General features: G+C 61.4%; 17 protein-coding genes. 8 read left to right on the forward strand and 9 right to left on the reverse strand.

The annotated features are described in order from the left end of the window. Positions 1-2 precede the first annotated feature (2 nt). The 6 genes from ACFKSJ_RS08825 to ACFKSJ_RS08850 all read right to left on the reverse strand — a co-directional run bounded on the left by ACFKSJ_RS08825 (position 3) and on the right by ACFKSJ_RS08850 (position 5,949). Positions 3-1,352, reverse strand: coding sequence for a mannose-1-phosphate guanylyltransferase/mannose-6-phosphate isomerase (locus tag ACFKSJ_RS08825; protein WP_440949429.1), 1,350 nt, complete (start codon positions 1,350-1,352; stop codon positions 3-5). 68 nt (positions 1,353-1,420) lie between these two features. Continuing rightward, on the reverse strand, positions 1,421-1,984 hold the full coding sequence (locus tag ACFKSJ_RS08830) for a DUF357 domain-containing protein (protein WP_440949430.1): 564 nt from the start codon (positions 1,982-1,984) through the stop codon (positions 1,421-1,423). Continuing rightward, complete coding sequence (dph5, locus tag ACFKSJ_RS08835) at positions 1,981-2,736, reverse strand: diphthine synthase (protein ID WP_440949431.1); 756 nt, start codon at positions 2,734-2,736, stop codon at positions 1,981-1,983. Before dph5 ends, ACFKSJ_RS08830 begins: the two co-directional genes overlap by 4 nt. Continuing rightward, a complete protein-coding gene (locus ACFKSJ_RS08840; protein ID WP_440949432.1) occupies positions 2,737-3,450 on the reverse strand; it encodes an RAD55 family ATPase in 714 nt (237 codons plus the stop codon). A gap of 13 nt (positions 3,451-3,463) precedes the next feature. Next, a complete protein-coding gene (gene feoB / locus ACFKSJ_RS08845; protein ID WP_440949433.1) occupies positions 3,464-5,323 on the reverse strand; it encodes a ferrous iron transport protein B in 1,860 nt (619 codons plus the stop codon). Further along, complete coding sequence (locus ACFKSJ_RS08850) at positions 5,320-5,949, reverse strand: metal-dependent transcriptional regulator (protein WP_440949434.1); 630 nt, start codon at positions 5,947-5,949, stop codon at positions 5,320-5,322. The genes feoB and ACFKSJ_RS08850 overlap by 4 nt, the downstream gene beginning before the upstream one ends. A gap of 122 nt (positions 5,950-6,071) precedes the next feature. Between ACFKSJ_RS08850 and polX the strand changes: the two genes are divergently transcribed. Continuing rightward, complete coding sequence (polX, locus tag ACFKSJ_RS08855) at positions 6,072-7,760, forward strand: DNA polymerase/3'-5' exonuclease PolX (protein WP_440949435.1); 1,689 nt, start codon at positions 6,072-6,074, stop codon at positions 7,758-7,760. Further along, positions 7,757-8,347: an undecaprenyl diphosphate synthase family protein gene (locus ACFKSJ_RS08860; protein WP_440949436.1), complete on the forward strand. Its 591-nt coding sequence runs from the start codon at positions 7,757-7,759 to the stop codon at positions 8,345-8,347. The genes polX and ACFKSJ_RS08860 overlap by 4 nt, the downstream gene beginning before the upstream one ends. Positions 8,348-8,410: 63 nt before the next feature. Here ACFKSJ_RS08860 and ACFKSJ_RS08865 read toward each other — a convergent pair whose 3' ends face one another. Genes ACFKSJ_RS08865 through ACFKSJ_RS08875 form a run of 3 tightly spaced genes read right to left on the reverse strand, consistent with a single transcriptional unit; the run spans position 8,411 to position 11,588 of the window. Beyond that, entirely contained in the window at positions 8,411-9,796 is a 1,386-nt protein-coding gene (locus tag ACFKSJ_RS08865) for a hypothetical protein (RefSeq protein WP_440949437.1), read from the reverse strand. 50 nt (positions 9,797-9,846) lie between these two features. Further along, positions 9,847-10,617, reverse strand: a complete 771-nt coding sequence (gene uppS, locus ACFKSJ_RS08870) for a polyprenyl diphosphate synthase (RefSeq protein WP_440949438.1) — start codon at positions 10,615-10,617, stop codon at positions 9,847-9,849. Then, on the reverse strand, positions 10,614-11,588 hold the full coding sequence (locus tag ACFKSJ_RS08875; protein WP_440949439.1) for a radical SAM protein: 975 nt from the start codon (positions 11,586-11,588) through the stop codon (positions 10,614-10,616). The genes uppS and ACFKSJ_RS08875 overlap by 4 nt, the downstream gene beginning before the upstream one ends. A 142-nt stretch (positions 11,589-11,730) precedes the next feature. Here ACFKSJ_RS08875 and ACFKSJ_RS08880 point away from each other — a divergent pair, with 142 nt between their 5' ends. The 6 genes from ACFKSJ_RS08880 (at position 11,731) to ACFKSJ_RS08905 (ending at position 24,410) form a co-directional block, all read left to right on the forward strand. Next, on the forward strand, positions 11,731-13,560 hold the full coding sequence (locus ACFKSJ_RS08880) for a right-handed parallel beta-helix repeat-containing protein (RefSeq protein ID WP_440949440.1): 1,830 nt from the start codon (positions 11,731-11,733) through the stop codon (positions 13,558-13,560). A 415-nt stretch (positions 13,561-13,975) separates the two neighbouring features. Beyond that, complete coding sequence (locus tag ACFKSJ_RS08885; RefSeq protein WP_440949441.1) at positions 13,976-14,962, forward strand: hypothetical protein; 987 nt, start codon at positions 13,976-13,978, stop codon at positions 14,960-14,962. Continuing rightward, positions 14,949-16,934, forward strand: coding sequence for a right-handed parallel beta-helix repeat-containing protein (locus ACFKSJ_RS08890; RefSeq protein ID WP_440949442.1), 1,986 nt, complete (start codon positions 14,949-14,951; stop codon positions 16,932-16,934). The genes ACFKSJ_RS08885 and ACFKSJ_RS08890 overlap by 14 nt, the downstream gene beginning before the upstream one ends. Before the next feature lie 109 nt (positions 16,935-17,043). Further along, positions 17,044-18,099 (forward strand): hypothetical protein, encoded by a 1,056-nt coding sequence (locus ACFKSJ_RS08895; protein WP_440949443.1) that lies wholly within the window; start codon positions 17,044-17,046, stop codon positions 18,097-18,099. 6 nt (positions 18,100-18,105) lie between these two features. After that, positions 18,106-20,655, forward strand: a complete 2,550-nt coding sequence (locus ACFKSJ_RS08900; protein ID WP_440949444.1) for a type IV pilin — start codon at positions 18,106-18,108, stop codon at positions 20,653-20,655. 275 nt (positions 20,656-20,930) lie between these two features. Further along, positions 20,931-24,410, forward strand: a complete 3,480-nt coding sequence (locus ACFKSJ_RS08905) for a PKD domain-containing protein (protein ID WP_440949445.1) — start codon at positions 20,931-20,933, stop codon at positions 24,408-24,410. Positions 24,411-24,431 lie beyond the last annotated feature (21 nt).

Here is a 24,431-nt window from a genome sequence, read left to right on the forward strand (position 1 = left end):
GTCTAGGCCCGACCGTACTGGTCCTCGAACCGGACGATGTCGTCCTCTTCGAGGTACTCGCCGATCTGGACCTCGATCACCTCGAGCGGGATCCTCCCCGGGTTGCCGAGCCGGTGACGGCAGCCGGTGGTGACGAAGGTGGACTGCCCCTGGCAGAGGAACTGGGTGTCCCCGTTCAGACGCACCTCGGCCATCCCGCTGACGACGATCCAGTGCTCGGACCGGTGGCAGTGGAGCTGGAGCGAGAGCCACTTGCCCGGGCTGACCGTGACCCGCTTGATCTTGTAGAACGGCCCGGTCTCGAGCACCTTGTACGATCCCCAGGGGCGGTGCTCCTCGAGGTGATGCTCGGTGATCGCGTTATTCTGTCCCTTGAACCGGGTCACCAGGTCCCGGACCTTGTCGGTCTGGTCCTTGGCGCAGACGAGCAGCGCGTCCCCGGTGTCGACGATCGCCAGGTTGTTCACCCCGATCAGGCCGATCGCCTTTCCCTTGGCATGCACATAGTTGCCGGTCGCATCGATGTACTCCGCCTTCCCGGCATTCCCTGCCGAGTCATGGGCCGCATGCTCGTACAGGGCCTTGAAGTCCCCCATGTCCGACCAGTCACAGTCGAGCGGAACGACGGCGACCCGCTCGGAGACCTCGAGCAGGCCGTAGTCGATCGAGAGGTTCTGGAGGGCGGCGTACTCCTCGGGCGTCCCGGCTGCAAAGGCCGCGGCCATCGCCGGCTGGTAGCGCTCGAGCTCCTCGAAGAAGACCGTGGTCCGAAGGAGAAACATCCCCGAGTTCCAGAGGTACCCGGCCTTGCAGTAACTCTCGGCCGTCTCCTTATCGGGCTTCTCCTTGAACGCATCGACCGCCGACCCGCAGACCAGCCTGGCGCCGGGGCGGATGTACCCGTACCCGGTGTGCGGGCAGTCCGGCATCACTCCGAAGGTGACCAGGTGATCGTCGGCCAGCGGGACGGCCCCCTCGATCTCGTGCAGGGCCGCCTCGCTCAGGTGGTGATCGCTCGGGAAGACGACGGCGACGGCGTCGCCGCATTCAGCCCTGATCGTCGCCATCGCCCAGGCGATCGCCGGCAGCGTGTTCCTGCCGCAGGGCTCCCTGAGCAGGTGAGTCTGATCGATGGCGGCCCCGACCTCCTCGAGCTGGTTGTTGACCAGGTACTGGTGGGCCTCGTTGGTCACCACGTAGATCTCGTCCGCCGACGCCAGTTTCCGGGCCCGCAGCCAGGTGGCCTGAAAGAGCGAATGGTCACCGATCTTCAGGAACTGCTTCGGGAACTGGACCCTTGATAGCGGCCAGAGCCGGGTCCCTGAACCCCCTGCAAGGATGATACACTTCATAGTAGTAGTATTGACGGTGCCGGGCATAAGCCCTCTGTGGTCCGGGCACCTTCGGGGTGTACCCCGTCTTAGAGCGTGAAAAGATGTCTGGCCGCAACCACCCGAAAGAGGCCGGCCCTGGCCCCGCAGTCGAGCCAGCCGTACCCGTAACTCGAGCAGCTCAGGCTCTCTTCGAGCGATCCCCGGCGCAGCACCGCCTCGCGACAGAAGAGAGTGGCGACCGCCTCGATCCTCCGGGCCACCGGGTGGAGGGAGGAACCGGTGTCGGGGGCGACCTCGATCGAGCCGAGGGCGCCGGCCAGCATCCGGATGTACCGGCCCGCCTTCTCCTCCAGCCGCCCGTGCTGGTCGTCGCTGACCGACCCTGCCATCAGCAGCAGTCCGACTGGGGCCCGGACCCTGACCAGCCCGAGCGCCCCCCCGGCGTCCAGCCAGCCGGCCCCGTAGGCGGCGGAGGCGAGGGCGTTCACCGGGTCTCGGTGCAGCAGGAACGAGGTCCCGTCCCCGTCGTACGACCGGGCCATCTCGATCACTTCCCCGCCGAGCAGCCAGAGCGGAGTCCTCTCAGGGGCCGACGGCACCGCTCCTTCCAGGCCGGTGCTGAGGGCGGCGAGCCCGTCGGCGATCCTCATACCGAAAGCCCGGCGAAGACCTCGAGGTACTCCTGCTCGACCGGGTGGAGGGTGGCCGGCACGATCAGCACATGGAGCGGCCCGCCGAAGTCGACGCCGCGCAGGCGATCGGCCGTCCCCGCCCGGACCACCGGAGAGATGGAGCCGGCCCGGGCGACGCCGATATACGTGGCGATCGAGCCGCCCAGCCGGACGGCCATCTCCTCGAGCAGGTCGATCGCCTCCCCCACCTGCATGTACCGGTCCTGCTGAATGTCCAGGTAGACCAGGGTGTGGAGGTCGGCGGCCAGGTTCTGCCGGATCACCTCGTACGGGGTCATCGGGAACCAGTTCTTGTGCGGGAACGGGACCGAGCAGGACTTGCCGAACCGGTAGTTCTGCAGCCCGGTCAGCCCGCAGACCGCGGTCTGAATCGAGGCCCCATGGATGATCCCGGTCGGGATCCCGCGGGCGGCCGCCCGAAGGCGGAGATCCATATGGGTGGTCGAGACCATCGGGTCCCCGCCGGTCAGCACCACCGCCTCCCCGGCGGCGGCAGCGTCCAGGATCGGGTCGGGGTGCTGCTCGACATCGGCCCGGCCGAGGACGGTCACCTCCTTCCCGTAGACCCTGGCCAGTTCCTCCACCGTCGTCCCCATCAGTCGGGAGGTGTAATACTCCAGAAAGACCGCATCGCTCTCCCTGACGGCCGCCAGCCCTTTCACCGAGATATCGCCGGCATCATAGAGGCCGAGCCCCACAAAAGTCAGCATTCAGTCCACCTCCGGAAAGGTGATCGTTTCGTCCTGATAGTGGTACCTGACCCAGGCACTCTGCCCGATCCCCCGTCCAACAATGCGCATCGACATCATATCATCCTCCCGTTTCACCTCGAGCGTGTGGGTCATCAGCTGCGTGATCACCGAGATGGTCCGCGCATCAAACGAGGTCGAGGTGAGGGTATAGAGCCCGAGCCCCTCCATCTTCTTCACCCTGGTCGTCAGCATATGCAGGAACTGGTAGGTCTCCTCCAGCTTCCGGTACATCAGCAGCGTCGAGATCGAGTTGAGCATCACCCTGACCGGCGGCGGAAAGAGGCCTGCATCATAATCAGGGAACTGCCCGGCGAAGATCGCCTCGACCATCTTTCCGAACTTGATCCCGAGCGAGGTCAGGTCGGTCGGGCTGGCCGTGAACTTCAGCTTGTCGGCCTCGGCGATGTTCGGGTTGGAGATCCGGGTGACCGTGTCGATCAGCCCGATCGCAGCCCGATCCGCCCCGAGCGAGCGGAACGCAGTCAGGGCCTCCAGGTAGTCGTCGTCGGTGGTGACCAGCAGCGTGTAGTCGCCAGGGCGCGGACAGGCGATCGTGTACCCGATCCTGGCCAGTTCTGTCAAAGGGGGGCCGAGGATCAGCAGGTTGGACCCCTGGGGGAGGCCGCCGGCCCCTTCATCGATCATCGGGATGCCTGTCCGGAACGTATACATTGTAAGTACTGGATCATGCCATCAGCAGATGTATAAGTGCTCCGATCCCGAGGCCGAGCAGCACGGTGTAGGCGGTGATCAGCGCGGCCACCTTCACCCCGAGCTCCCGGTTCAGCACCGCGATGGTGGAGATGCAGGGGACGAAGAGGGTCGAGACCAGGGCAAAGACATAGAGCTGCGTCCGGGTCATCACCGTGATCAGGTCGGTGGTCCCGGCCAGCACGGCCAGGGTCTCAAAGGCCATCTCCTTCCGGAGGATCCCGAAGAGGAGGGCCGTCGAGGCGTAGCTCGGGAGGCCGAGCAGCCCCTCGGAGATCGGGACGGCTGCCTGCTGGAACGCAGCGATCACCCCGTAGAAACCGAGCAGTCCGAGGATCACCGAGGATATCAGCAGCAGCGGCATCGCGATCACCAGGAACTCCTGGATCCTCATCCAAGACTTGCGCAGCACCATGCCGGCCTTGGGCCGGCGGAGGGGGGTCATCTCCAGGATCATGCCGTACTGCGGTCCGGGGGTGACTCGGGAGAGGATCACCCCGGTGAGCAGGATCAGCACCAGCACGATCAGGTAGATGCTCAGCGCCGGCAGAACGCCGACGAACTTGGCGACGATCCCTGAGATGACGACGGTGCGTGCAGAGCAGGGGACCATCGTGATCAGAAAGGCCGCGATGATCCGTTCCCTCCGCGACGAGAGGAGCCTGGTCCCCATCACCGCCGGGACATTGCAGCCGAAGCCGAGGACCAGCGGGATGATCGCCTCGCCGTGCATGCCGAGCCGGTGCATCGCACGGTCGGCGAGGAAGGCGGCCCGGGTCATGTATCCCGAGTCCTCCAGGACCGAGAGGAGGATGTAGAAGGTGAAGATGTAGGGGAAGGCGATCCCGAACCCCGATTCGAGGGCCAGCACCACCGAGTAGGCCAGCTGTTCGACGAGGGGCGAGAGGGGGAGGGCCTGGATCGGGGTCATCAGGTAGGTCGTGAACCCCCAGACGATCAGGTCCTCGAGGCGGGAGCCGACCGCGAAGACGATCAGCAGCATCGAGAGGATCACCCCGATCAGGATCGGGATCCCCGGGAACTGCCGGGTCAGGATCCGGTCCAGGTCGAACCGGTTGTGATGGGCGCCGGTGGAGAGGACCTGCCCGGCGAGGGTATGGGCATAGTTGTGCCGGTTGGTCGCGATGATCTGGTTCACCGACATCCGGTGCCGGTTCTCGATCTCCTCGGCCACCATTGCGGTCACCTCGAGCATCTCGGGGTCCGGACTGATCCCCTGCATCGCCTGCAGCCCCACGCGCCGTCCGATCCCCATCGTCTTCTGGAACGAGCGGAGGGCCGCCTCGATCTGGTGATCGTACGGGACCTCGATCGCCGACACCTTCGCCGATCGCATCACCGCCGGGACGATCTGGTCGATCCCGGTCCCGAGGGCGGCGGCGGCCCGGATCACCGGGACACCGAGGAGCGCCGAGAGGGCGTCGGGGTCGATCGAGACCCCCTCCTTGATCGCCTCGTCGGTCAGGTTGACGACGACGATCATCGGGATCCGGTACTCGGCGATCTGCAGCAGCAGGTACAGGTTCCGCTCGAACCGGGTGGCGTCCAGCACCACGATCAGGGCGTCGACCTCAGGCTCTTCGAGCACCCGCCTGACCAGCACCTCCTTCTCCCCCTGCCCGTCGAGGGAGTAGAGACCCGGCATGTCGACGAGGTCCAGCCACTCCTTCTGATCCCGGTTTACACAGACGGTGCCGGACATCAGTTCGATCGACGAACCGGGCATGTTCCCGACCTCGACCCCGAGCCCGGTCAACTGCATGAAGATCAGCGACTTGCCGACTCCCGGGTTTCCGATCAGGGCGGCCTTCATCTGACCTGCTCCACCGAGATCGAGGCCGCAATCTCAGGGCTGAGGGCGATGTCGCAGCCCTTCACCCTGACGACGACGGCCCCGTTGCCCAGTCTCCTCCGGATACTGATCTCCTCACCCGGGAGGATCCCGAGGTCGAGCAGCCGGGTGTAATGGCCCCACTGCCGGATCGTGCTGACCCTGAGGACCGTTCCTTCGTCGAAGGTCTGCAGGGTCCGGACTCCCGACCGCTGGCCGTGATGCCGCCTCGGGCACTCGGGATTTCCGCCGGGCCGGGCCATGTAGGTGCCGAGCCGCGAGATCGTCTCGTCCGAGACCCGGTGCTCGAGCTGGCAGGCCTCATCCGAGGCTGAGGAAGGGTCCATCCCGAGCATCTCGGTCAGAAAACACTGCAACGTCCGGTGCCGGCGGTCGATCCGGACGGCGATCTCCCGCCCCTTTTCGGTCAGGTCGACCGTGCTCCCCGACCGGGTCAGGGTTCCGGCCCCGACCGCGTCCCCAATCAGCAGGAGGAGATCCTCGGGGGGGAGGTGGAGGCGGGAGGCCAGCGGACCCACGTCTGCACCGCCACCGGCCCCCAGACAGAGCACCGCCTCGAGCAGGTCCTCATCGCAGCTCCTCTCCATGTACAGTGGGGTATGCCCCCGGAACGGTTATGGATTTGGTTCTCGAACCTGTCGGTCGACCTGGCCGGCCCGGCCTGCCGGGAATACTCTTATGGTTGGAAGACCGAGTACGTTAGTTATATATGGGGTGTACCAACAGGCAGGTGGCCGATACATTCAGGTTTATCAGCCAGCTCCTTCTGATCAGAGGAGAGGACCCGTTCCGGGTCAGGGCATTCCAGCGGGCTGCGATGGCGATCGAGGGGAGGGAGGAGCCGATCTGCGGCATGCCGTCCGATCGGTTGCTGGCGGTCCCGGGGATCGGACCGCACCTCGCGGCCCAGGTCGGAGAACTCTGCGCCGGCAGAGAGAGCAGCCTCCTCCTCGAACTGCAGCAGTCGATCCCAGCCTCGGTGATCGCCCTCCTCGAACTGGACCAGGTGGGTCCGAAGACCGTTCACCGGCTCTGGCATGAACTCGGAGTCTCGACGATCGAGGACCTGGAGCAGGCCGCCCAGGCCCACCGGGTCAGCACCCTGAAGGGCTTCGGGGCGAAGAAGGAGGAGGAGTTGCTGAAGGCGATCGCACGCCACCGCCGGTCGACCGGACGGATGACCAGGGTCCAGGCCGAAGCGGTCCTCGCAGGGGTGGCGGCCCTGCTGACCGATGGGACCTATACGGTCGCCGGGTCGTTCCGGCGGGGGAGGTCCACCATCGGCGACCTCGACATCGTCTCCACCGAGGCGCCGGCTGTGGTGAACCCGCGGCTGGTCGTCCGGGCGGACGAGGTGATCGATCTCGGCGAAAAACGGACGTCGATCCGGTTCATGGGACAGCGGGTCGATATCAGGTTCTGCAGCCCCGACCAGTACGGCACGATGCTGATGTACCTGACCGGGTCGAAGGACTTCAATATCAGGCTCCGGGAGATCGCTCTCTCTGCCGGCTGGCGGCTGAACGAGTACGGGATCGAGGAGCGGACGACCGGTTCGCTCAGGACGGCCGCGACCGAGGAGGAGGTCTTCTCGATGTTCGGGATGGACCCGGTCCCGCCGGAACTGAGGGAGGATCACGGGGAGGTGGAGGCCGCCCTTGAACACACGCTGCCCGCCCTCGTGACACCAGCAGACCTCAGGGGAGACCTGCACGTCCACTCCCGCTGGTCCGACGGCTCGATGACGATCCAGGAGCTGGCCGGCGCCGGGGAGGCGCTCGGGTACCAGTACATCATCTGTTCGGACCACTCGGCCTCGCTCGGAGTGGCCCACGGCCTCTCTGCAGCAGAGGTCCAGAAACAGCAGCACGAGATCGAGGTGGTGAACCGCTCCTCGTCCTGCCGGGTGCTGGCCGGGATCGAGGTGGACATCCTCTCCAACGGGTCGCTCGGCCTTCCGGACAAGACGCTGCAGGACCTGGACCTGGTGATCGCCTCGGTCCATTCAGGGTTTCACCAGGAGGAGGACGTGATGACAAGAAGGATCCTGAGTGCGATCGAGAACGAGCACGTGGACATCATCGGTCACCCGACCGGCCGGGTTCTCGGGCGGCGGGACCCGTACGCAGTCGACCTGGACCGGGTGATCGAGGCCGCCGCCGTCCACAGGACGGCCCTGGAGATCAACGCCTCTCCGTCCCGGCTGGACCTGGACGATACCGGGGTCAGAAAGGCCCGCGACCGGGGGGTCGCCATCTCGCTCGGCACCGATGCCCATATGCAGGCCGAACTGGGGAACATGCCCTATGGAATCCAGGTGGCCCGCCGCGGGTGGTGCCGGCCGGCCGATCTGCTGAACACCAGGGACCTGTCGTCTCTTCTGGAGTGGGCCGCATGATCTACTGGTTATACGCCCGGCTGCTGGCCCGGCAGATCACGGTCCTCCCGAACCAGATCTGCATCATGATCGATGAGCAGGACATCCGCGAGGCCCCGGACAAGCTCTACGACTGCGTGGCCTGGTCGGTCGAGATGGGGATCAAGGGGGTGATCTTCCATATCTCAACAAAGGACGCCTCGGCGATGGTCCCGTTGCTGCCGGCGATCCGGCGGATCAGTTCGATCGCCACCCTGACCCTCCACTGCGGGGAGCACGAGGAGGTGAGCGGGAAGGGGATCGCGGTGACGGTCGCGGTCGGCAAGAGCGGGAGGGAGGAGATCACGGCCTGCATCCGAGCGATGGCCGAGGAGCACCTCTCCCCAGATGCCGTGGACGAGTCGGTCTTTGAACGCTACCTGACCTTCCGGTATACCCCCGACCTGATGATCAAGACCGGCGGGGACCACCTGACCGACTTTCTGATCTGGCAGTCGGTCTACTCCGAGCTCTTCTTCTCTGATGTGAACTGGAAGTTCCTCAGAAAGGTGGACTTTCTCCGGGCTCTCCGGGACTACCAGTCCAGGGTGCGCCGGTTCGGGGCCTGATTGGCCGAAAAAAAGGATTCTCTTTTTAAAAAAATACGAGAGGGGCGATCCCCCGGCGACCGTTCAGCTCAGCGAGGCGGAGACGGTCAGGCTGCCGGAGGGATCGACGGTCGAGCCCTCCTTGAGAAGAGTCGAGCCCCGGGTGATCCTGACGATCAGCGATTCCCGGGAGTCGTCCTTCTTCTGGGCCTGTACGCTCACGATTCCGCTCTGCTGGTTCACCGGGATCTGCTTGATCCCAACGCCGTTGATCGGGATCTCACGGTATATGGAGCCGCTTGAGACGATCTTCCCGGACCAGGCTCCCTTATAATTGATCGTGACCATCAGGTCCGTGCTGTCGGCGCCGACCGGGGTGGTCGGGCTCGGCGTGGAGTTGACGATCCCTCCGGTCAGCGGGTTGATCTTCATGTGCCGCCCCTGGTCGGCGGCAGCGTCCTGCACCGGGAAGATCGTGAAGATCACCAGGGTCAGCACGATCAGCCCGGCGATCGCAAGGATCCAGGACGGCTTGATCCCCCGACCGTCCCCTTCGAAGAGGCCGGATCCCCGGAACTTTCCTTTTTTGGGGCGGGACGGGTGCCTGGGCGGGGCCGGCGGGCGCTGCGGGACCTCGTACAGCGGCACCTTCTTCACCGGTTCGGGGGTGCTGATCGGGAGGGGGGTGACCCAGGGGATGATCGGATCCTCTACCTGAGCCGCGGGGGTCGGAGAAGGCGGCACCGTCGCCGCCCTGACCGGTGGTGACGACGGTGCCGGCGGCGGTGTCGGTGCACGTCGTTCTGCGCCCCCGTCACCATGACGCTCGGCCACCGGCGGTTCTCTCTCGACCTTCTTATCGGGTGCGACCTCGGGATCCTTCTGCTGGAGGGCCCCGGGAACCATCCGGTTCAGCCGCTCAGCCGAGGAGACCTTCTCTGTCTCAGGGACCGTCTCAGGCCAGGGAACCCAGCCCTTCGCCTCACGGAGGCGTGGTTTCGGGGGCTCGGCCCTGACCGGGGTCGGAGTACTCCGCCGGGCCTGTTCGAGGTGGCGGGCATTTCGCCGCTCCTCCTCCTCGGTCAGCCGCTGCCGCTGTTCATCCACCGGCAGGGGCCTGGACTGCACGGACCGGGTCGCCGGGCGGCCGCCTTCCTGGCGTGTCCTGAGCTCGTCGATCGGGAGGGGAGACCTGACTGCAGGCTGAGGCGGCGTGGAGGGATGGTCGTTCGTCTCCTTCGCCGGCACCGGGGGGGCCTCCACCTCTCCGGCACCCCTGGCACGTGCATGCAGACCGCCAAAGAACCCGTCCCTGGTGGTGGTCGCCGGCTCCGGAGAGGGCGATACCGAGGGCGGAACCCGGGAGTCCGCTGACGGGTTCGGTGAGGCATGCAGCTGTGCCCCACAGGTCGTACAGTACTTGTCCTCACTGCCTGCGATCCGCGCACCACAGTTATGGCAGTACATCATAAGCTACTGATATCTCCCCACACCCAGATAAATAACGCTGTCCTGCCCATTCACGCCACACCCATCGGTTCGTTTCGCTGCTGGTAAACCCGGATCGCCCTGAGGAGATCGATCTTTCGAAAGAGCGGCCAGTACGGTGCGCAGAAGTAGACCGCACACTCGTTCCCGTTGGCCAGCCAGGGGAGGAAGTTCGAGGTCCGGTACTCGTTGCCGGTCCGGATGATCAGGTCCACCGGCGGGAGGGGGTTCCCTTCATAGAGATGGTTCTCCACCATCGCAGGAGTGATCTCCTCTGGTGTGAGGGTGCCGGCGTTCACCTCGGCGAGGAGCCGCTTTGCGGCCTGGACGATCTCGTTCCTGCCGCCGTAGGCGATGGCGATGTTTAAAAAGAAATCATGATACCCGGCCGTCGACGCCTCTGCCTGTTCGATCGCAGCGAGCAGGTCGGCGGGCAGCAGGGTCCGGTCCCCGACCATCTGCACCCTGATATGTCGCCGGTGGACTCGTTCGTTCTTGACCATCGAGAGGAACTTCTCACGGAAGAGGTCGAAGAGCTCCTGCACCTCGGCGGCGTCCCGGTGAAAGTTCTCGGTTGAGAACGAGTACAGGGTGATGTGCTTCACCCCGAGGTCGCCGGCCCATTCGAGCATCTGCTCGGTGGCATCGGCGCCGGCCCGGTGACCGACCGCGGTGTCGACCCCTTTTTGACGGGCAAACCGGCGGTTGCCGTCCTGAATGATGGCGATATGCCGGGGCATGTTCCGGCACTGCATGCGAAGATACCGTTCATAGACCGGCTCGATCAGGGACCGGAGGCTCACAGCGGCGTCACCTCGACGATCATGCCCCTGTTGGGATACCGCTCGACGATCGAACACCTCCCATCGAGGTCAGGGGCCAGCTCGGCAAGCATCCACCAGACCACCTCGAAGTGGTCCCCGCACCAGAGGTAGGTCCCCTCCTCAAAGCAGGACTCGACCCCGGCCGGGTCGCCGTTCGGCTCGCAGACCCCGTAGATGACGGTACCGTCGGGGGTCACCTCGTCGATATCCCTGGCTGTGTTGACGGCGATCCGTTTGAGCCGTTCACGGAGCTGCACCGAATCCTTGAAGGAGGAGGAGCACCAGTGGACCTTCTCGTCGTCGCAGATGGCAGACGCCCAGTCCCCGGAGCCGAGGATCGCGTTGTGGACGTCGTCCTCGAGCTCGAAGCCGCGGTCCCGCATCCCGGCGGCGTTGGTCTCCCCCCACTCCAGCTCGTTGATGTTCATGAAGTCCAAGGAAGGGAGGAGGGCCGCCAGGTCCTCGAGCCCTGGCAGCGCCGGCACCTCGACACCGATTGCATACCCGAGCTCCTTCGCCCTGACCGCCGAGGTGAAGAACGGCGTGGTCAGGATCTCCTTCCAGCACTCCTGCGGCGGGTGGAGCCGTATTTCGTCGACGAGCCCCCGCATCGCCTGCAGGTCCGACTCGGTCGGGGCCACCCCGGTGTACAGGTGGATCTGGTGCTCCGGGCCGAAGGTCTCCTTGAGGAGGGACGTATACCGGACCACCCGGTCGAGGACCAGCAGCGGTTCGCCGCCGGTCACCCCGGTGCCGAGGGCGCTCATCATCGTCGCCTCGGCGATCACCTGGTCATCGCTGCTGACCGGCCGCTCGTTGGCATAGACCTGGTCCGTCCCTTTCCGCTCTGCAGAGAGCGGACAGTACCAGCAGGACCGGCCGCACTCTCCTGTCACAAACAGGACCATCTTCGCCCCTTCCATACAGAGGACACAACCCTGGCTCAGCATCTGGCTATCAGCACCACTGGTTATATTCAAGGAGATGGGGGATTATCAGGATATGCATTGCGGCCGCAAGGAAACCTCTTATCCCCTGCCCCTCAACAGATATTCACGTGCCTGGGGGCTTGCCCTGGGCAACTGAAGCACCATGACGCCTTCGATCCAGGATATTCTCACTGATCTGCGGTCTGCAGCAGGCACCCTCCCGCCGATGGCGAAGGCCTTCCTCGTCGCCGTGGCCGTGATGCTGCTGCTGGCCGTGCTGGCAGGCGTCGTCCTTCTGGGACTGGCGCCGGCCCCGGCCACGCCGCCGCTGAACCTGACGGCCGGATACGATGCCGGTTCGATCCACCTGTACCACAGCGGAGGGACGGCTCTCTCGAACCGGTCGTTCCTGGTGCTCGTCGACGGGGTCGACCAGACGAAGAACGTCACCTACGCTCCGCCGTTGCAGAACGGAACCTTCGGGCCGGGGTCGACGATGATCATCCCGGTAACCGCCCCGGTGCAGGGGGTCTCGCTGGTGACGGCCGACTCGCACAGAACGATCATCCAGTCAGCCTATGCCGAGGATTTCGTGCTGATCACCCCTGGCGCCCCCTGGTCGATGCCGTTCCCCCCGCAACCGGGCTCCACGGTGCAGGGGGTGCAGGAGCCGCCGCACAGTTATACCCCGCCGACCTCACCCACCCCGTCGGCCGGGTTCGATACGGCCGCCCCCGGGACAGTGACGGTGGCTGCCGCGAACTCGGCGGATCCCGGAAAGGCCCAGTTCCGGTGCACCGGCACCGACGACCAGGTGGTGATCAATAAGGCGCTGGCCACCGGCGCCTCGGTGCAGCTGATGGACGGCACCTTCCACTGCTCAGGGCGGATCGTCCTCCCGACCCGATCGGTCCTGGCCGGGGCCGGGACCTTCCAGACGATCATCGAGGTGAAGAACAGCACCGACGGTTACCAGCCGATCGACGTCTCGAAACCGTACGTGACCCTCCGCGGGTTCAGCCTGGCGGGGCAGGGGTTCATCAGGATCTCGGCCAGTCATGTCCGGGTGCGGGACGTGTATGCGACCTCCCTCGGCACCGATGGGGTCCGGTACCGGTCGGCAGGGAACGGGATGTTCTTTGTCTGGGCCGACCGCCAGGACCTCTCGGACATCGAGTTCTACAACTGCACGGCCTACGACTGCACCACCCACGGGTTCAACATGAACCAGAACTTCGCCGACCGGGTGCCGCATGCGATCCAGAACACCCGGTTCGTCTTCTGCTATGCGGCCCTCTGCGGCTACGGGGAGGCCGGCAACTCCCGGTCCGAGTGGACGACAGGTTTCGACCTGCAGGAGATGAACGACCTGGTCGACTGCCAGGTGATCAACTGCATCGCCGACAACAACTGGGAGTCGGGCTTCCACTTCGAGCCCGGCGACCGGGTCGACGACGCCGGCAAGGAGATCGGGCCGGCGACCAGGACGGTCGGGGTCGTCCTCCAGAACTGTCTCTCGCAGAACAACGGTTACCGAAACACCAATCCTGCCCATTATTTCATGGCCGGATACTATGTGCACAAGAATACAGTGCTGACCAGCTGCCGGGCGGTCCACAACCGGAACGCAGGGTTCTTTGTGCAGGGCGGCTCGAACCTGACCTTCGAGGGGTGCCGGGACGAGCTCTCGACGTACGGCTGGCAGGTGATCAAGTCGTCGTCCAGGATCACGCTCTCGAACTGCACCGCCGACCACTCCAGGATCTGGTCGCTCTGGGCCTCGTCGACGGATAACCTGACCCTCAAAGGGTTCACGCAGGTCTCGCCGGGCGGGGCCCGGGGGACGCTCGCGATGCTCGGATGGTACCGGGACGAGAAGAAGTACCAGAAGCCGGTGACCCATTCGAGCTTTGAGATCAGAACAGAGGGCGGGGGGTCGCTCTCTGCGATCACACAGAAAGGGGACGGGAACCGGTATACGCTGACCCCCTGAAGGGCGCGGGGTTTGCAGCAGGGTCCCTCTTCAAGGGGTGCCGACCGGTTCATCTTCCTGCCGACAGCCCCCATCAGGAAGATGGATATACCAGCTTCACCAACTCTCTGCAGTGACTGGGGATTATTGTCTACCAGCACCTAGTGAGCTCGGGGTGTACATCGCATGATAACCTCCTTTATCGATACCCCTAATTTTTGGTGATCCTCTCCTGATGCTGCAAACAAATTACTCAGGATCCGGTGATCATCGGATGCATTCAGCTCTATACTCTTCCGTTGTCTGCCCGGGTCCAGGGGCCATATTTCGTGCCATGGACCGGGGAGCAGCCGGACGATGCCGGTTCGACGATGCAGGTTTATAACCGGGTGCCTCTCGCATTGTCTTATATAATTTCCAGACGGACTCTCTTCTATTGCCATTGTCCGGGCGCGACGAGGACGGCCTCTCTGAGATCATCGGGTTTGTGCTGATCCTCGGGCTGATTGTGGTGGCTTCCACGATGTACCTGCTCTACGTTGTCCCAGCGGAGGGGCGCGAGGACGAGATCGTCCATATGAACCAGGTGAAGGATCTCTTCGTGGAATACAAGGGGACGCTGGACTCGCTCTGGATGAATTCGATCTCCAACCTGACCGATCACCGGCTGGCCGGGACGATGATCAGCACCTCGTTCGACCTCGGGACCGCAGGGGGGAATACGCAGGCCGGCGGGGTCTTTCTGTCGTTCATGAAGCCGCAGGGGTCGCCGGCGCTGATGTCGGCCGGGAAGACGGACCTGGACGGGACGCTGCGGATTCTGGCCAGTACAAATAATAATAATACAACCTCCCAGAAGGAGCTCGCCACGATCCCGATGGGGTCGCTCTCGTACCAGTCGCAGAATGTCTACTGGATCCAGCAGACCTACTACTACCAGATGGGCGGGATCTTTCTGAACCAGTCGGACGGAGGCTCGATCGTCGCGGCCCCGGCGGTCGCGGTCTACCCGATCGTTGAGAACGGGACCGATGCCAGTTATACCATCCCCAAGGTGAGCATCGCCGGTCTCAATATATCAGGCCGTGGGTCGATCGGTGGGACCGGCCCTCTCAGGGTGGACACCCGGCTGACCGAGAATATCGGGGATACCATCACCAATGGTCCGTATACCAATGTGACGGTGCTGGCGGTGATGAACACCTCGGCCGGGGCCAGGCTGTGGGACAGGGTCTTCCGGAACGCCGGCAAGCAGCTCTCGCTGAATCCATCGATCGTCACCGATCCGGTGAAAAAAACCTATACTGCAAACATGACGGTCAATTCGGGGTTGAATTCTCTCATTCCCCCTGAACATGATCATGTGTACCTCGATCTGACCCAGGCTGAATACAGGGTGACCCTTCAGAATGTCGGGCAGTGACCGGAGCAGACCGGTGCCGGCCGGCCGCTCGATCGAGCATGACGCAGGGGTCTCGGAGATCATCGGGGCCGTACTGCTGATCGCCCTCGTCGTCGCCGGCGGGGTGATGGTCGGGGTGGCCATCTTTTCGCAGCCGATCCCAAACCAGGTGCCGAAGGTGCAGATCGTCATCGGGGCCGACGAGAACGGGACCGTGACCCTGGTCCACAACGGCGGGGAGGCGCTGAACCCCGGCCAGTACCGTGTCTACCTGAACCAGACGCCCTGGAGTCAGAGTTTCATCAATAATACCTCCCCTGCTGAGACCACGGCATGGACGGTTGGGAACTCGCTGACCCTGCGGGGGAGCGATGCGAACCTGACCGAGAATGTCACGGTCGAGTACATGGGCAGCTCCGGGAACGTCACGATCACCTCGGTGAGATCGGCCAAAAACGACGGGACCGAGGGGGCCGGCTTCGGGTTCTTCTCGGCACTGTACGAGCACCTCTTCGGTACGGGAACCTCCGAGGGGATCGTGCCGCTCCCGGTCAGGCAGGTTACCCATTATGAGCCTGTCGGAGCGTACGCCTGGCCGGCAAATATGAGCCCGCAAGTCAACTTCACCCCGGCAGAAGGGGTGGCTTACATCTACGAGGTAAGCAGTAATTCGGATTATGCGACCATCGAGAATCTGCCCGGGGACAAGATTCATTTCACCGATGTCAACACGATCAACGACGCCCTGGTCAACTATGGTACAGTGATACTGGTGGACGGCACCTACGACTGCGAAGGGCCGATCCGGTGCATCCAGAGTAACCGGATCCTCATGGCACACAACCCTGGCAGAGCCCTCGTCCCGATGCACAGCGGAGGGTACAGCGACGGATATATCAAGGTGAGTGCCCCGAACGTGATCATCGACGGACTGAACCTCTATGGCACAGGAGGTGTGATGATCGTCGCGAGCAGTGTCAGCATCCGGAACGTGAACGTGACGAGCAGGGAACTGGGCTATACTCCTGCCGACCCGAACGAGCCACCATCGAACAAGGCCCCGATCAACGGGATGTTCTTTGTCTGGGCTGACGGCCAGAACATCGACAATGTCGAGTTCTACAACTGCACAGCCCGCGAGTGCAACACCCACGGCTGGAACATGAACCAGAACTGGAACGGACAACCGTACGCCATCAGCAACACCAGATTTGTAAACTGCAGAGCCTCGTACTGTGGATATGGGGAAGCGGGTGATACCTGGGCAGGCAACAGCGGTAATACTGTCACTGCCGACCACGCATCCCGCTCTGAGTGGATCACCGGGTTCGACCTGCACGAGTGGCAGGATCTGATCGACTGCCATGTCTACAACTGTTTTGCAGACAACAACTGGGAGTCAGGGTTCCACTTCGAGCCCGGTGCCCGGTACGGCGATAACGGAGAGGATATCGGGCCACGGACCAGGTCAGAGAATGTCACGCTGGACAACTGCACCTCGGTCAACAACGGCCGGTCGACCTATGGGAGCGCATTCTTCCTCTCAGGTTACTACCTCTCACGGAACACTACACTGACCAACTGTACTTCAATCGGGAACGAAAACGCCGGGTTCTATGTCCACGGCGGCACCAACTCCCAGTTCATCAACTGCAAGGACACCGGGAGCAAAAAGGCCGGGTTCTTTGTGATCAAAGGGTCGAGCGACATCACCATCGAAAACTGCACCTCGAGGAACAACCCGAAGTTTGCTCTCTGGGCCGCGTTCACCGAGAATCTGCAGGTGACAAAATTCCACCAGGTCAATGCCAATACTGATGGTTATCAGGGAACCCAATCGATCCTCGGGTGGTACAAGGACGATTCACGGTACGGGCTGCCGGTGACCGACTCGAACATTGAGATCATCTCAAACACAAATACCCTGCCGATCATCAACAAGGACGGGAGCGGTAATACCTACGAACTCATCTATGATCCAACCATCTCCTGAGCAGGGCAGAACCTCCTTCAACCCTGCCACCCGGTACTGCTTTTTCACCCGCAAAGCAATAACTCAACTATTATATATTTGGTGAATGCTTAGGGTACACTGCTGAAGAATGTCCCCGGGTCTGGATGATGAAGCGTTATCAGAGGTTGTCGGCTTTGTTCTGATACTCGCGCTCGTTATGGCTGCTATTTCGCTGTACATAACGTATGTTCTGCCGGCCCAGGGGCGCGAGGACGAGATCCAGAAGATGGGGGATGTACGGGACTGGTTCGTCAACTACAAGACCCAGGTGGACACGCTCTGGATGAACAGTCCGCCGCATGTTCCTTCACCGTCTGACACCTTATCTCCATCCTACCACTACCCTCGTTCTCAGGATGCCAGTTCTATGGATGCTCTGAGCTGGTTGTATACAAACCAGACAGAACTGTTCGACATAACCTCCGGCGGGACGACCCTCTCCCAGGTGATCGACCCGGCCACCGGCAGCGGCACGACACCAGCCCGGATGTTCATTCCAATCCTCGCCCCGATCCGCTCGTCGGCCAGGGTCGGGCTTCCCGAATATCATGAGACCTTAACAATCACCACCAACAGCACCAGTGACTATGCCAATGTATCCCTGCGGGGGTTGGAGTTCCAGTCGCAGAACAACTACTGGATCCAGCAGACCTACACCTACCAGGACGGCGGGGTCTTCCTGGTCCAGAATGCCACCAGTGGCAATGCCGACATCTCGGTGCTGGCCTATCCGGCGATCTCGATCGTCAATGCAACCACCAGTCCAGAGGTGAACCTCATGCTGGTCAACATGATCGGGACCGAGGAGGGAGTGATCGGCACCTCCTCGCCGGTGATGGTCAGGACCTGGCTGAACGACCCTCCGGACTATGTGATAGCCAACAAAAACTTCACCAATGTTACGCTGACCGCCCATACGAGAAGCCGGCCCTATGCCCAGATGTGGGCTGACATCTTTAACAACACGGTCAGGAACGGTCTCATCAACAGCACCGCCACGGCTGACTCTTATCCCAAAGTCACATACGGCGACAACAACGCATCGATTACGATCGACGCCCCCCAGAACACCTCTGTGAACCTGACTGTATCGCAAGCGAACTACACTGCACACCTGCAGAATGTGCAGTCCTTAATGGAGTGACCTAGAATGAAGCATCATAAGGATCACCGGGGTTCCTCCGGTGAAGAACGGCAACGATGGCACGAATGGGGCGTATCAGAGGTGATCGGTGTCGTCCTGCTCCTCTCTCTGGTAGTCGTCGGCGGCACTGTCGTCGGGACGCAGCTCCTCTCCCAGCCGGCGCCCAAAGAGATCCCGAATGTGAACTTCCTGGCGAACTATGAGCCGGGAACCCTGACCCTGTACCATACCGGAGGGGATACCCTCCCCAACGGGGACTACAAGTTCGTGGTGCAGTACGAGGATGGTAGAACAGAAAATTTCACCAGACCCGACTGGTCATCCGGAAAGTCACTCGACTACCCGGCCACATCACAGCCGGCCAAGGTGACCCTGGTCTATACCGGCAAAGGGGCCGGCGAGACGGCGCTCCGATCGGTGGTGATCGGGGATATGGGCAAAAATTACCAGGGCCCCTCTTCGGAATCCAACACAACAGTGACAGTAACCCCGACAGTGACGGAAACCGTCACAGTAACACCAACAGAAACCGTGACGGTAACACCGACGGAAACCGTTACAGTAACGCCGACGGAAACAGTGACGGTAACACCGACGGTGACAGAAACAGCGCCGGCACACTACACCATCACCCCGATATTCGATGCTCTGAGAGGCAACATCACCTGCAACGGCACTCAGTTAGTGAACAATACTCCATTCGAGGTTGACGCAGGAGATAAACCGATGCTCGAATTCCTGTACTCCACGGGGTTCAAATTCGACAACGCACTCATCAGCGGGGACAGGGGCGCATCCATACCGGTGACAGCAAGTCCATACACCTTCACCACCGGTATTGACCAGAACTACACGGTCACGGCGAACTTCTCAGAGGTAGCCCCGCCGGTGCCGGCACACTACACCATCACCCCGATATTCGATGCTCTGAGAGGGAACATCACCTGCAACGGCACTCACCTGGTGAACAATACTCCATTCGAGGTCAGTGCAGGAGATACACCCACACTCATATTCACAAACCTCACGGCCGGATTCAGATTCGACAGTGCGCTCATCAGCGGGGACAGGGACGGGGCAGCCACGACGGTGACAGGGAGCCCGTACACGTTCAACAGTCCGATAGACCGGAACTACACCGTCGATGCGAACTTCACGGTTGCCATGTTCACGATCAATGCGACGGTAGGTCCGCTCGGATCGATCACCGGTTCGGGATTACGGAGTTACCCCTACCATTCGACTCCATCGTTCAATGTGAGCGCCATCCCTGGCTACCATATCGCCAGCATCATCGTCGACGGAGTCTCCCTGGCCCCGGCCCAGAACTATACCTTCTCCCCGCTCGAGGCTGATCACACCATCACGGCGGACTTCGCAAAGAATGTGTACACGATCAACGCCACGGCCGGCGAAGGTGGCACCATCGCGCCGGAAGGAAACGTCCTTGTGGAATTCGGAGAGAACCAGACCTTCACGATCACGCCCGGCGAGGGCAACAGCATCGATGATGTGATCGTCGACGGCATCTCGATCGGTCAGACCGCCTCGGTTACGTTCAATCAGGTGAACGGGAACCACACGATCGAGGCATTCTTCACCATCAACGGGGTCGGACCCTACTCGATCGCCGGGTATATCTGGAACGACCAGAACAACAACGGGATCTGGGACAGTGGCGAACCGCCACTGGCCGGCTGGACCGTCCAGGCCATGGGCAAAGGGACGGCACAGGACTGGTTCCTGGTGAACCAGAGCACGTCCGACAGCACAGGCTACTACATCATCGATTACCTGCCCAAGGACCACTACCATGTGGTCCAGGTGCAGCACCCCGGCTGGGATCAGACCTGGCCGACCAAGCACGAAGGCTACTATGTCGACAACCTGAACCAGGGACGAGATGATAAACACCAGCATGTGACCGACAGGAACTTCGGGAACCACATGACCGCCACAGCAGGAAACCAGATCCTGCTGAACAACCCGATGAACATCGGGGTGATGAAGGACGGATCCTATATCCGGTTCACCGGAACCACCTGGCGCGAATGGCCGCAACCCTCCCATACCGATGACTTCATCCAGATGGCCTCATCGGCCACCCTCTCACCAGGGCTCGATATCGATAGCGAAGGCAAGATCAGGATCCCCTGGCAGACCGAAGTCACGATCATGATGAACGGTGACCAGGCAAACGGACAGATCTACATATCTGATACAAAAATCAGTACATTTGAATTCGACAATGTCAAGGTATACTTCAACGGGAACCTGGCCGCCACCGGTAAGATCACCGGAATCTGGGTGAATGGATACACCAACTGGCAGTCCACGCTCACCTATGTGATGGGATCCTACAACGCAGGGGCACAGTTCGTGGTCGACGGGAACAATATCATCAATCCCCCCTGGTGGCCATATCAGGACTGGGGGGTCAAAGTGTATGGTATCTCCCCGCAGAGTGCCCCCTACAGCAACGTCTTGAACTTCAACTACAAGGAGGGGAAGACCTACCTGGTCTGCAGTGGAAGTTATGACCTGTTCACTGCCTGAAGCAGGCATCCACTCATCCACCATTTTTACCGTGCCCGGCCTGGAGGGATACCGGTGATGCTCTCGTCTGGTCGTCATCAGATCTCTGCTCTGTCAGAGGAAGGGATACCCGATTCCAGGCCAGAGGCAGAGCGGACCGGGGCCGGAGAACAGGGTCTCCCAAAGAGCGTACACCTGACTGGTGTGCTCAATCAGAGAGGGTTATCAGGAAGCGTCGACCACTATCTTACTATCTTTCGCAGCTCTGCCTATCGGGCTGCAGGTGTACCATAACCATGGAGAATAACGAAGGAAACGCTGAGATCATGGGGGTCGTCCTGCTGATCGCGATCTTTGTCGGCGCCATCACCCTGATGGGTGTCATGATGCTCTCAGCTCCGCAGCCGGAGAAGGTGCCGGCCGTGGCCTTCGACTTCTGGAGTGATGAAAATAACAAGAGCGTCTCGCTGATCCACCGCGGCGGAGAGACGCTGAACCTGAACGGGACCGTGTTGAGGGTCATCTACAGCAATGGTACCACCAGTGAAAATCCCTCTGTCATTATTGATGGAGGAACCCCGGATTATTGGACACATATATCATCCTCTTCTTCGTCCTCTCCCTACAGTATCGGCGATGTCATCAATCTCACGGCATCTGCAGGAAGCATCGACCAGGTGCAGTTGATCTGGCCGGGCACCGGCAGCGGCGGATCGGTGCTGCTCGGGGCATGGTCGACGAACAGCAGCAGCGGGAAGAACCCGCCGGCCGCCGTCACCGGTGCGGTGCCGATCACGTTCCCGTACCCCTCGGAGGGGCCGATCCGGGCGCAGCCGACGCAGACGCCGGCGGTACCGTGGGTGTACTTCATCGCAGACAAAACAGCGGTCAACGAAACAGCGCTGGGGATCAACTTCACCAACCTGACCGAAAACCAGGGGAACTATGGGTTATTGTGGAACTTTGAGGACGAGGACACCACCCCCAGTCTGACCAGATCAATCACGCATACTTATTCAGAACCTGCCTGGCCCTCCAACATAGAGAACTATACCGTGAAACTGACCCTGACCGATGGCAATAACCCGACCCAGTACAACCTCTCCAGACTGGACTACATATCCGTCTATAAAGCACCGCATGCACTGTTCAGAACCTCTCCTGACATCGAAGGAAATTCCCCCTTCACCGTATCATTCCATGATGAATCGACAGGATATGTGACCGACTGGCTCTGGACCTTCGGTGATGGAGAGACCTTAAATCAACAAAATCCAATCCATGAGTTCACGTACATCCCTGGATATAACCCATCGAATTATACAGTGATACTGAAAGCAATCGATCCTTTTGAATCGAAGCAGTCTGATCCTGTAATTATTAAGGTCCACCAGCCATTGATCGCCAACTTCACAAACAATCCAACTCAGGGATCAGTGGGAATACCAGTCCAATGTAACGACACCTCAACAGGAGATGACATCTTCAACTGGTTCTGGGACTTTGGTGACGGTGTCACCTCAAACTATCAGAACACAACCCACACCTATGCAACGGCAGGCACCTACAATGTCTCACTGAACATCACCAATCCGTGGGGTACAAATACCACGACACGGCCGTTCACCGTCATCAGTGCCCCGCTGGTCGCCAACTTCACCAACACAACCTCGACGATTGGCAACTCGGAACTCACCGTCCAGTTCAAGGACATCTCGACAGGTAACCCGACCTCCTGGCTCTGGGCCTTTGGAGATGGCACCACCTCACTCGAGCAGAACCCGTCGCATACGTATACCAACCTCGGAACCACACCAAAAACCTACAACGTCACCCTGACCGTCAACAACACCGATGAAAGCAGCACGATCACAAAGACCGAGTTCATCACCGTCTATCCGCCGCTGGTCGCAGCCTTCGGTCTGGTGAACTGGACCTACAATGCCATGGACACCGTCCGGTTCGCAGACAATTCCACCGGGTACAACATCGAAAGATGGACCTGGGACTTTGGAGACGATACCACCTCGGCATTCCAATATCCTGGCCCCGCCAATGTGAGTCATATCTACACCGCCGCAGGGAACTACACCGTGAACCTGACGATCGCAAACCCATACGGCACCAATGTCTCACAGCCGGCGGTCGTCAGGGTCCTGTCACCGCTCGTTGCGAACTTCACGGCCAACAGAACTGCCGGCAACGCACAGCTCCCGATCCAGTTCAACGACACCTCGACCGGAGATGGCATCAACGGCTGGTCCTGGGACTTCGGCGACAACACCACGGCATCCCTCCAGAACGTAACCCATATCTACTCCACGGCAGGCATCTACAACGTCACGTTGACCGCCTACAACGATTATGGGAACAACACGACGACCAGAACCGACTACATCACCGTCCTGCAACCTCCCGTCGCCGCCTTCAACGGGACGCCGACCCTTGGGAATGGACAGATTAACGTCAATTTCACCGACCTCTCCACCGGAGAGGGCATCACCAACTGGAACTGGGACTTCGGGGATGGAAACACCTCCACCAGCCAGAACCCGCTGCACCTGTACACCAACCTGGAGACCATCCCGAAGACCTACAATGTCACCCTGACCATCAACAACACCTTCGAAGTCAACGCGACCACCCAGACCAGGTACATCACGGTGTATCCATCGCTGGTCGCCGACTTCACGACAACCGCGACAACCGGGGACGCCCCGCTGGAGGTGGACTTCACCGACACCTCGACCGGTTACGACATCATCGGCTGGACCTGGGACTTCGGCGACGGCGTGAAGGGATCGCTCCAGAACGCGAGCCACACCTACGCCACCCCGGGCATCTACGCGGCCACCCTGACCGTCACCAATCCGGCAGGCAGCGCACAGACCTCGAGAACGATCACCGTCACGGCGCCGCCGACGACGCCACTCCCACCAGGGGGATGGATCATCGGCACGGTCTACAACGATCAGAACGGCGACGGACTGGCGAACACCTCCGATCCAAAACTCGCCGGCTGGACTGTCAACCTGTTGCAGAATGGAGTAGTCATCGAAACCACGACAAGTGACGCTGCCGGCGCCTACGGGTTCTACAAACTGCAGAAAGGAAAATACTACACCATCGCGGTGGTGCTCCCGGTGGGCTGGCAGGGAACGAACCCGGCAGGTGGAAGTTATCCCGATTTCCATATCACCGGAAGTGACGATCAGTTCCCGAACATCGACTTCTGGAACTACTACAAGCCGGTATCCACGGGAGGAGATTTCACCCTGAACGCTGCTAAACCGGGATCCCTGGTGAGCAACGGGTATCTCCAGTTCACCTCCAGAGGTTCGGACAACAACATCGGAGTCACCGTTGGCGGGCAATTCGTACGCTTCAACGATGGAGATACCGTGAAGATCGCGGTCACGAGTACCGAAGCGGGAACGATCTATATCGGAGGTGGCCAGATCTCCACCATGCAACTCCAGAATGCTGCAGTCTACATCAATAACATGGAAACACCTGTGAGGACGGGCCAGATAACACTGATCGATACCCATGGGGGATACAGCAACCTGACGTCAACCCTGACGGTGACCGTTCCCTCACGGGATGTCTGGACCAGTTTCACGGTGGATCATGCACAGGTCATTGCAGGTCAGAATGACAGCAGGATCATCAACCTGTACAATATCACCACCGGCGGTGATGGTGTGCTCAATCTAAGGGTTGGCGCGGACGTCTACATCGTAGGGAGCACCGGCACCTACCAGCTCCTCCCCTGATTCCCCTTTTTTTATCGACCA

It is taken from the genome of Methanosphaerula subterraneus (genome assembly GCF_052055875.1).
Taxonomy (GTDB): Archaea; Halobacteriota; Methanomicrobia; order Methanomicrobiales; family Methanospirillaceae; genus Methanosphaerula; species Methanosphaerula subterraneus.

What these genes read in the sequence shown, in the direction of transcription:
- ACFKSJ_RS08905 (WP_440949445.1), top strand. Translation starts at nt 20,931, where the DNA reads ATGGAGAATAACGAAGGAAACGCTGAGATCATGGGGGTCGTCCTGCTG.
- dph5 (WP_440949431.1), bottom strand. Translation starts at nt 2,736, where the DNA reads ATGCTGACTTTTGTGGGGCTCGGCCTCTATGATGCCGGCGATATCTCG.
- polX (WP_440949435.1), top strand. Translation starts at nt 6,072, where the DNA reads ATGGGGTGTACCAACAGGCAGGTGGCCGATACATTCAGGTTTATCAGC.
- ACFKSJ_RS08880 (WP_440949440.1), top strand. Translation starts at nt 11,731, where the DNA reads ATGACGCCTTCGATCCAGGATATTCTCACTGATCTGCGGTCTGCAGCA.
- ACFKSJ_RS08890 (WP_440949442.1), top strand. Translation starts at nt 14,949, where the DNA reads ATGTCGGGCAGTGACCGGAGCAGACCGGTGCCGGCCGGCCGCTCGATC.
- ACFKSJ_RS08875 (WP_440949439.1), bottom strand. Translation starts at nt 11,588, where the DNA reads ATGCTGAGCCAGGGTTGTGTCCTCTGTATGGAAGGGGCGAAGATGGTC.
- ACFKSJ_RS08850 (WP_440949434.1), bottom strand. Translation starts at nt 5,949, where the DNA reads ATGGAGAGGAGCTGCGATGAGGACCTGCTCGAGGCGGTGCTCTGTCTG.
- ACFKSJ_RS08900 (WP_440949444.1), top strand. Translation starts at nt 18,106, where the DNA reads ATGAAGCATCATAAGGATCACCGGGGTTCCTCCGGTGAAGAACGGCAA.
- ACFKSJ_RS08860 (WP_440949436.1), top strand. Translation starts at nt 7,757, where the DNA reads ATGATCTACTGGTTATACGCCCGGCTGCTGGCCCGGCAGATCACGGTC.
- ACFKSJ_RS08825 (WP_440949429.1), bottom strand. Translation starts at nt 1,352, where the DNA reads ATGAAGTGTATCATCCTTGCAGGGGGTTCAGGGACCCGGCTCTGGCCG.
- ACFKSJ_RS08840 (WP_440949432.1), bottom strand. Translation starts at nt 3,450, where the DNA reads ATGTATACGTTCCGGACAGGCATCCCGATGATCGATGAAGGGGCCGGC.
- ACFKSJ_RS08830 (WP_440949430.1), bottom strand. Translation starts at nt 1,984, where the DNA reads ATGAGGATCGCCGACGGGCTCGCCGCCCTCAGCACCGGCCTGGAAGGA.
- ACFKSJ_RS08865 (WP_440949437.1), bottom strand. Translation starts at nt 9,796, where the DNA reads ATGATGTACTGCCATAACTGTGGTGCGCGGATCGCAGGCAGTGAGGAC.
- ACFKSJ_RS08895 (WP_440949443.1), top strand. Translation starts at nt 17,044, where the DNA reads ATGTCCCCGGGTCTGGATGATGAAGCGTTATCAGAGGTTGTCGGCTTT.
- feoB (WP_440949433.1), bottom strand. Translation starts at nt 5,323, where the DNA reads ATGAAGGCCGCCCTGATCGGAAACCCGGGAGTCGGCAAGTCGCTGATC.